9 protein-coding genes are annotated in these 7,827 nt (G+C 62.5%); 4 read left to right on the top strand and 5 right to left on the bottom strand.

Annotated elements, in window-relative coordinates; translation table 11 throughout:
- A partial coding sequence (locus tag HMPREF2943_RS10095; protein ID WP_305764055.1) for a biotin/lipoyl-containing protein occupies window positions 1-393 on the bottom strand: 393 nt, incomplete at its 3' end.
- Window positions 394-541: 148 nt separating this feature from the next.
- On the opposite strand from HMPREF2943_RS10095, the gene HMPREF2943_RS10090 reads away from it, so the two are divergent.
- The gene (locus tag HMPREF2943_RS10090) at window positions 542-949 is read left to right on the top strand and encodes a hypothetical protein (RefSeq protein ID WP_010190593.1); all 408 of its coding nucleotides are present in this window, start codon (window positions 542-544) and stop codon (window positions 947-949) included.
- A 20-nt stretch (window positions 950-969) separates the two neighbouring features.
- Here HMPREF2943_RS10090 and HMPREF2943_RS10085 read toward each other — a convergent pair whose 3' ends face one another.
- A complete protein-coding gene (locus HMPREF2943_RS10085) occupies window positions 970-1,512 on the bottom strand; it encodes an isochorismatase family protein (protein ID WP_070643641.1) in 543 nt (180 codons plus the stop codon).
- A gap of 28 nt (window positions 1,513-1,540) precedes the next feature.
- Here HMPREF2943_RS10085 and HMPREF2943_RS10080 point away from each other — a divergent pair, with 28 nt between their 5' ends.
- Window positions 1,541-2,815: a glutaminase gene (locus tag HMPREF2943_RS10080; protein WP_070711476.1), complete on the top strand. Its 1,275-nt coding sequence runs from the start codon at window positions 1,541-1,543 to the stop codon at window positions 2,813-2,815.
- Between the two features lie 48 nt (window positions 2,816-2,863).
- Here HMPREF2943_RS10080 and HMPREF2943_RS10075 read toward each other — a convergent pair whose 3' ends face one another.
- The gene (locus tag HMPREF2943_RS10075) at window positions 2,864-4,363 is read right to left on the bottom strand and encodes a leucyl aminopeptidase (protein ID WP_070711475.1); all 1,500 of its coding nucleotides are present in this window, start codon (window positions 4,361-4,363) and stop codon (window positions 2,864-2,866) included.
- A 165-nt stretch (window positions 4,364-4,528) separates the two neighbouring features.
- On the opposite strand from HMPREF2943_RS10075, the gene HMPREF2943_RS10070 reads away from it, so the two are divergent.
- A complete protein-coding gene (locus HMPREF2943_RS10070) occupies window positions 4,529-5,632 on the top strand; it encodes a branched-chain amino acid aminotransferase (protein WP_070445191.1) in 1,104 nt (367 codons plus the stop codon).
- 9 nt (window positions 5,633-5,641) lie between these two features.
- Here the strand turns inward: HMPREF2943_RS10070 and HMPREF2943_RS10065 are convergent, their stop codons facing one another.
- Together HMPREF2943_RS10065 and HMPREF2943_RS10060 are read right to left on the bottom strand one after the other, a co-directional pair.
- Window positions 5,642-6,559, bottom strand: a complete 918-nt coding sequence (locus tag HMPREF2943_RS10065) for a nicotinate-nucleotide--dimethylbenzimidazole phosphoribosyltransferase (RefSeq protein ID WP_070711474.1) — start codon at window positions 6,557-6,559, stop codon at window positions 5,642-5,644.
- A 12-nt stretch (window positions 6,560-6,571) separates the two neighbouring features.
- Window positions 6,572-7,264: a DUF3043 domain-containing protein gene (locus tag HMPREF2943_RS10060; protein WP_070711473.1), complete on the bottom strand. Its 693-nt coding sequence runs from the start codon at window positions 7,262-7,264 to the stop codon at window positions 6,572-6,574.
- A gap of 180 nt (window positions 7,265-7,444) precedes the next feature.
- Here HMPREF2943_RS10060 and HMPREF2943_RS10055 point away from each other — a divergent pair, with 180 nt between their 5' ends.
- A complete protein-coding gene (locus HMPREF2943_RS10055) occupies window positions 7,445-7,789 on the top strand; it encodes a HesB/IscA family protein (RefSeq protein ID WP_010190580.1) in 345 nt (114 codons plus the stop codon).
- The last annotated feature ends 38 nt before the right edge of the window (window positions 7,790-7,827 follow it).

The raw sequence follows: 7,827 nt of genomic DNA, 5'->3' as shown, positions 1-7,827 counted from the left end.
GGTGACGGACTCACCAAGCTCCGGCATCTCCACGTCGGTGGCGTCACCAGAAGCGGCCGGGGCCTCAGACTCAGCGTCCTCAGCAGGCTTGTCCGGGGTCTCAGCAGCCTTCTCGGAGGAATCCTCGGACTCCTCAGCAGCCGGTGCGGACTCGCCCTCATCACCGATGATGGCGATGACCTCGCCCACGTCTACGGTGTCATCTTCCTCAGCCTTGATTTCGAGGATGGTGCCGGCGACCGGGGAGGGGATTTCCGTGTCGACCTTGTCGGTGGAGACCTCGAGCAATGGCTCGTCGACCTCGACGGTGTCACCGACGGACTTCAGCCACTGGGTAATCGTGCCTTCGGTTACAGATTCGCCCAGTTCGGGCATCACAACAGAGTGTGCCATAAGTGTTAAGACTCCTCGAAAGTTGGAATTAGTGAAACGCTAGTGATTGATTCTACAGCGTGTTTATAAAAGCTGCGCATGGGTGGGGTGAATTGGGGCATCCTCCGCACGAAGAAGCTGAAGGTGGCCTCCGGTAGGCTAAAGAGCCATGTTCAACCCCTTCCGCCGCAATAGCTCTAAGTCCCAACTGCGCCCGCCCCGCGCACCGGGGGAGACCATTCGCGCAGAAGACGCTCAGGAGCTCCAAGCTTGGGCGCAGGGACGCGCTTATATTGAGGCATTTGTGGAGCCGGAGACCGTGGTCAACGAGATGTCGGTCGTCGTGGTTGATGAAAGCGGCGCCTTCATCCGCCGCCGCATTGGTGGGCCCAAAGGGATTGACGCGGTGGCCAAGCTTCTGCGCTGCGATGTTTATGACGTCGAAGAGACTGGCTATCCCCAGCGCATGCGCGAGCGCATCGAGCGAGAGCGTATTCTGCGCAAGCGGGAGGAGCAGCGCGAGCGCCGCGAACGCTTTGAGCAGCGCCAGCAGCAGAACCAACAGGGCGATAGCTAAACAGCCACAACGCCTGTTGCCTATTCGCTAACGATGGTGGCGCCTGCCTTGGCCAGTTCCTCCAGGGCGGCAGCGCCGCGGGTCTCGTCGACGGGCGCGCAGTAGTCCGCCAGAACTCGCACGGTGAAGCCTTCCTTAAGGGCGTCGGCAGCCGTCGCGCGCACGCAGTGGTCGGTGGCAATGCCAACGATGTCCACGGCGGTGACATTGTGCTCGCGCAGCCACTCTGCCAGGGGAACACCGTCGGCCGCGCCCTCGAAGCCCGAGTAGGCGGCGGTGTACTCACCCTTCTTGAAGTAGGCCTGGGCGGGTGCGATGGCCTCGTGCATGGCGGCGCCGAAAGAATCAGCTACGCAGTGCGTGGGCCAGGTATCGACGAAGTCGGGATTCTCAGAGAAGTGGGTGCCTGGATCGATATGCCAATCCTGTGTGGCTACGACAGTTTCATAAGAGGCTTGGAGAGCGCCAATGCGCTCAGCAACTTCGTTGCCGCGTTCGGTGCCGAGGGCTCCGCCGGGGCAAAAATCATGTTGGACATCGACAATGATGAGTGCAGGTGTCATACGGGGCAATTCTATACTCTGGGAAGCAATGAAGACACCGATTCCTTTTTATCTACAGAAAATCCTCGATGGCGTTCACGATCACGATTCCGGAGAAGTCGCGGACTATATCCCAGAACTGGCCAGCGCAAACCCAGACCAGTTGGGCGTTGCTCTGTGCTCTGTGACAGGCCACCTGTATAGCGCCGGTGACGCAGCAAACCGCTTCACCATCCAATCCATCTCCAAACCCTTCGTCTACGCCCTCGCTTTGAGTGAGCTGGGCTTAGACGCGGTGCGTGACGTCGTCGGCCTCGAGCCTTCTGGGCAGGCCTTCAACGAGCTTTCCCTCGCCAAAGATCACCGCCCGGTAAACCCGATGATTAACGCCGGCGCCATTGTGGTCAACCAGCTCATCAACGGAGTGGACTCCAGCGTGGAGGACCGCGTGGAAAAGATTCGTTCTTTCGTTTCAAAATTGGCGGGGCGCGAGGTGGACGTCGACAAGCGCCTGTGTGACTCCGAACTTGAGCATGCCGAGCGTAACCTCTCCCTCGCACACATGCTGCGCTCCTATGGCATCATTCAGGACGATGCCCACGACGCAGTACTGTCCTATACCTCGCAGTGCGCGCTGTCGGTCGATGTGCGCGACCTTGCCGTCATGACCGCGACCTTGGCCAATGGTGGGCGCCAGCCGGTAACAGGAGAGAAGATTCTAGACGCCGATGTCTGCCGCATGACCCTGGCGGTGATGAGCTCTTGCGGCATGTACGACGGCGCTGGGCGCTGGATGGCGGAGGTGGGAATCCCCGCGAAGTCCGGCGTATCCGGCGGGCTCATTGGTACGCTGCCGGGGCAGAGCGGCGTCGCGACGTTCTCGCCGCGCCTTGATGAACAGGGCAATAGCGTGCGCGGCACCGCAATCTTCCGCGAGCTCTCCTCGGACATGGGCCTGCACCTGATGTCCACAGAGAACCGCTTCGGTGTGCACCCAGTACGCAGCGTTGATGAAGATGATGAGACGGCGATCATTCGACTGCAGGGTCATATCAACTTCACCGCCACGGAAGCCATCCTCCACGAGCTGGAGGAGCGCCAGTTCTCCGGCAAGCGCTTGGCCTTGGACTTCTCCCAGGTCTCTGGGCTGCACAAGGTGGGCCGGCGCATGCTCAAGGAAGGCCTGCGCCGCCTGCGTGAGGAAGGCAACGAGGTCGCGCTTGTCGACGATGACGGGCTCGTCACCGACCGCGCCATGTCAGATGGCACCGTCCTCCCGTTGGCGGACAAGGAGGACTACGTCATCGCCGGCGAAGAAGTGTGAGCGGCCTCAAGCCGCTCACACGAAGGGCCGAATTGACGACGCTCTGATCTAGGCTTCTGCGATCTCGCGTAGCGCTGCCACCACGGTGCGCACCGGCACACCGGTAGCGCGCTTCGGGGTGTAGCCGCGCGGGGCGGAACCATTCCAGGACGGGCCGGCGATATCGATGTGGGCCCACTCGATGCCCTCGCCCACGAATTGCTTGAGGTAGGTGCCGGCGAATTCCATGCCGCCCTCGCGCTTAGCGTTGATGTTGCGGATGTCTGCGGCCTGGGACTTGATCTCCTCGTCGTGCTCTTCCAGCAGCGGCATGGCCCAGGCGCTCTCGCCCACCTCGCGGCCGATTTCGGCCAGGCGATCGCGGAAAACCTCGGAGCCCATGATGCCGGAGGTGCGCGAACCCAGCGCCACGATCTGTGCGCCAGTCAGCGTCGCGGTCTCGATGAGGTAATCCGGCTTATCCTCGCTGGCGCGGGCGATGGCGTCCGACAGCACGAGGCGGCCCTCAGCGTCGGTGTTGAGGACCTCGGAGGTCAGGCCGCCGTAGTGGGTAATGACATCGCCCGGGCGGGTGGCACCAGAGCCCGGCATGTTCTCCGCCAACGGCAGGGTAGCGGTGATCTGAACCGGCAGCTTCAGCTTGGCCGCAGCAATGATGGTGGCCGCCATGGCAGCGGAGCCGCCCATATCCGAAATCATGTCCCACATGCCATTGCCCGGCTTCAAGGAAATACCGCCGGTATCGAAGGTGATGCCCTTACCCACGAGGGCCACGTGCTTCTTGGCCTTCTTGGGCTTCCAGCTCAGGCGCACTAAGCGCGGTGGGCGGGCCGAGCCCTTGCCCACGGCCAAGATTCCGCCGAAGCCCTGCTTCTCCAGCTGCTTTTCATCGAGAACCTCGACGTCAAGACCGGCCTCCTTGGCCTGGCCGGAAAGGAAGTCGGCGTAGGACTCCGGGTAAAGCTCGTTGGCGGGGGCATTCACTAGGTCGCGGGCGAGCAAGACGGACTCGGCCACGGTGCGGGCGGCCTCGAATTCCTCGGAGACAGACTTATCGGCCACGACCACGAAGGTGGCGGGCTGTTCCGTGTCCTTGAGATCGGTGGAGCGGATTCCGCGGTAGGCGTAGCCGCCGAGGATGAGTCCCTCAACGGCGGCCGTAACGCCGAAGTCCGCCAACGTGGTCACGATGGTGCCGACGCCCGCAGTGGCGCGAGCGGCGTTGCCGGCGGCGCGGCGCAGAGCTTCATCGTCGAGCACCTCAACGTCACCCAAACCCAGCGCGATGACCTGGGCGGCACCTGCCTTCTGTGGGGCAGGAACCTTCACGAGCTCCCCGGCCTTACCCGTCGCGCCCACGGCGGCGAGAGCCTCATACGTTGAGCGCAGCGCGGAGGAACCGAGCAGAGAGGTACCCGGCACCTCGAGCCCCTCCTCGCCAGCAAAGGTAGCGATGAGCAGGGCGTCTGCCTGCTTGGGGGCCTTCTTGGCCAACTCAACGGTGGGGAATAAGCCGCGTGCGGGCAGTTCGAACGTGGAAGAAGCCACGATGTCCTCCTTGAGAAAATGACAATGGGATACTCCTCACACCCTACCCGTGTCCATGACGTGGAACGCGGAGGGGCAATGTGCACGAAGACTGACTATGTCACTCGGTATTTCGCTTGGGCATTTCTGCACTTCTATAGGTGTCTGGGGAGTACGCTGTGAGGCATGTTGAATTACACCGTGACGCGAACTGAAAACCCCACCTCCCCGGAGCGCCTGCAGGAGATTCTGGCGAACCCGGGCTTTGGTAAGTACTTCACCGACCACATGGTGACGATTGACTGGACTGAGGACAAGGGTTGGCACGACGCGCAGATACGCCCTTATGCGCCGTTTAGCATGGACCCGGCCTCCACCGTCTTCCACTATGGCCAGGCCATCTTCGAGGGCATCAAGGCTTATCGCCAGCCTGACGGCAGCATCGCCACCTTCCGCCCAGAGCAGAACGCGCAGCGTCTGCAAGCCTCTGCTGAGCGCATGGCAATGCCGCAGCTGCCAGAGGAGGAGTTCATTGAATCCCTGCGCCAGCTTGTCGACGTCGACCAGGCCTGGGTCCCCGAGGCTGGCGGCGAGGCAGCCCTGTACTTCCGCCCCTTCATGATCGCTACTGATGTCTCCCTGGGCGTGCACCCGGCGCATTCTTACCGCTATGTCGTCATCGCCTCCCCGGCGGGCGCGTATTTCTCCGGTGGTATCAAGCCGGTGTCCGTCTGGCTGTCCACCGACTATGTACGCGCCGCTCCCGGCGGCACCGGTGCAGCGAAATTCGCCGGCAACTACGCGGCTTCGCTGCTCGCGCAGGCGCAGGCAGCGGAGAAGGGCTGCGACCAGGTGGTGTGGCTGGACGCTATCGAGCGCACCTATATCGAGGAAATGGGTGGCATGAACCTCGCCTTCGTCTACGGCGAAGAGGGAAACCAGACCCTGGTCACCCCAGAGCTGTCGGGCTCGCTGCTGCCGGGTATTACCCGTAAGTCTCTGCTGCAGGTGGCCGAAGACATGGGGCTGAAGGTGGAAGAACGCCGCATCACCTACAAGGAGTGGGAGCAGGACGTTGCCTCCGGCGCCATGGTGGAGGCCTTTGCCTGCGGAACCGCAGCCGTTATTACCCCGGTGGGCCACGTTATGGGCACCGATACCGACTTCCACATCAACAACGATGAGGCGGGTGCTACGACGATGGCGCTGCGCGAGCGCCTCACCGGCATCCAGCGCGGGTCCGTGGAGGATACCCACGGCTGGCTGCACACGCTGGTTGAAGCGAAATAAGTGGGCTGCCTAGGCGAGCTCGGCGGCCAGCTGCACCAGCGGCAAGGCCGCGAGCGCGCCGAGGGGGAAACCTTCACTCAGGTTTAAATCAAGCAGTGGGTTAAGCCCCAGCTCCTTGAGAGCGAGGGCGTGCGCCGGTTCGGGGGTGGTGGTTCCCGCGCGAAGCCAGCCCTTCACACCGGGCGCAGTGCGCTCGGCTAGGACGGCGGCGGTGGCTGCCAGGGGGCCGTCGATAAGCATCGGCGTTCGCCGCGCCGTGGCCTGCGCGATGAAGCTCACCAACGCCGCGAGAGCCGGGGAACCGATGGTCTGCACGACCTCCCAGCCCTCTAGGTTGCGGGCGCGGAACATGGAGTCGCGCACAACGCTCACGCGGGCCTTCCACATCGCATCCGTGATACCGCTGGCGAGAGTATTCGTTCCCACGATCGCTACCGGTTCGGTGTGGGTAATCCGGCCCATAACACTGGTGGCAACGGTCTCCGTGTCGATTCCACAAGCGGACGCGATGAGCAGGTCGGCGCCGGAATCGATCTCCCGATCTGCCGTGGTCATGCCTAGGCTGAGGAAGGACTCGCACTCCGCAGGGGACATGGCGGTAGTGCTGTCGTACGGTTCAGAGTTTTCGGAGTCGCCGCTGGTGCACTCGACGAAGTCGATGCCCGACCCTGCCCGCTGCGCAGCGCTGAGGAGATTATCGCGCCACTGTTCTTCATCAGTGGGGGAATGTTGCGTGATACCCACGCCGTCGACAGTGCGTTCAGCGGTGGGCCGGGCGTCTTCAAAGACGATGGCCCGGGGCCGCTCAAGAGGTGTGGCCTGCGGAGACTCCTGCGCTGCCGCCAGCCATGCAGCAATCTCTGCCATGCGGTTTGGCTGTGCTGCGGTTGAAGGGCGCAGCTGGGGAACCGCGGTGAATTCAGGCATGTGTCCTCCGGCTTAGACGGTAGCTCCGCGCTCCACCTGCGGACGCGGCGTGCGCCACTTGCGCGGTTGGGAGGCGCGGGAGTACGCGTAGAACCCTAGACCAAAACCGGCCTCGGTGGTGCCGGGGAACTTCAGGCGCACTGCGTTGTTGCATTTGCGCGCGAGCCAGAAACCCTCGACAGCGAAAACCAGGATGACCGCCATGGCGCCAATCGAGATGATTTGCGACAGGCGCGGGTCCCGGGTGCTGACGAACATGAGCACCAGCAGCACGATGGCAAAGGGCATGACCCACTCGTTAATGAAGCGGTGGGAATCTACCCAATCGCGCACGTAGCGGCGGACCTCGCCCTTATCGCGGGCGAGGAGGTAGCGCTCGTCACCAGCGGCCATGCGCTCCTGTGCCACCTTGTTGCGCTCGCGGGACTCTTGGCGCTCCTTGCGCTTATATTCCTTCCACTCTGCCTTAGACATGGAAGCCTTGAGTTCCTTGCGGTGCTGGTAGCGCTGCGCGTCCGACATTCCCCGGGGATCACGCTTGACGCCGCGGGCGATTTCCTGCGCATCACGCTTGGGCGTGGGGCGGCCCTTCGGCGGCGTGTAGCCCTTTCGGTGCGGTTTCTCGGCGGCGGGTTGCTCTTCCGGCGCCGGGGTGTGCTCGGCGGGGGAAGAAGTCTTGTCATCTTTTTGCCACGGAAGTTTCACGCTGTTTAGCGTACAAGGTCGCGCGGACATAACGGGAATAGGCCCGCGGGAGATAGCGTTGTGGTGAGGGAACAGGGCACCAGTGAACCACTAGTGAACTGTGAGGCATCCTTTCTTCCTCTTGTATGAGGGGGTAGGGTGGGCTCCAGAAAAAATTCCGTAAACATAAGAGGAGAAATCATGACCGCTCCCGCGTCTGCAACCGGAGTTATCCTGACCGAGGCCGCTGCGGCCAAGGCAAAGTCCCTGCTTGATCAGGAAGGCCGCGATGATCTGTCACTGCGCATTGCTGTCCAGCCGGGCGGATGCGCGGGCTTGCGCTACCAGCTCTACTTCGATGACCGCACCTTGGATGGTGACAAGGTGGACTCCATTGGCGGTGTCAACCTCGTCGTAGACAAGATGTCCATCCCGTACCTCACTGGCGCCAAGATCGACTTCTCCGACACCATTGAGGCCCAAGGCTTTACCATCGATAATCCCAACGCTGGCGGTTCCTGCGCTTGCGGTGACTCCTTCAATTAAAGTCACATAGACGATATGCCGAAGCCCTCGCCTTATGG

The organism is Corynebacterium sp. HMSC072D12 (genome assembly GCF_001813925.1).
In the GTDB taxonomy this organism is placed as follows: domain Bacteria; phylum Actinomycetota; class Actinomycetes; order Mycobacteriales; family Mycobacteriaceae; genus Corynebacterium; species Corynebacterium aurimucosum.
Note: the sequence above shows the minus strand (reverse complement) of the source record. Positions and strands in the feature narration are given on the sequence as shown.

Excerpts from the sequence above, each read along its gene's own strand:
- HMPREF2943_RS10090 (WP_010190593.1), top strand. The coding sequence starts at position 542 with ATGTTCAACCCCTTCCGCCGCAATAGCTCTAAGTCCCAACTGCGCCCG.
- HMPREF2943_RS10085 (WP_070643641.1), bottom strand. The coding sequence starts at position 1,512 with ATGACACCTGCACTCATCATTGTCGATGTCCAACATGATTTTTGCCCC.
- HMPREF2943_RS10065 (WP_070711474.1), bottom strand. The coding sequence starts at position 6,559 with ATGCCTGAATTCACCGCGGTTCCCCAGCTGCGCCCTTCAACCGCAGCA.
- HMPREF2943_RS10080 (WP_070711476.1), top strand. The coding sequence starts at position 1,541 with ATGAAGACACCGATTCCTTTTTATCTACAGAAAATCCTCGATGGCGTT.
- HMPREF2943_RS10070 (WP_070445191.1), top strand. The coding sequence starts at position 4,529 with ATGTTGAATTACACCGTGACGCGAACTGAAAACCCCACCTCCCCGGAG.
- HMPREF2943_RS10055 (WP_010190580.1), top strand. The coding sequence starts at position 7,445 with ATGACCGCTCCCGCGTCTGCAACCGGAGTTATCCTGACCGAGGCCGCT.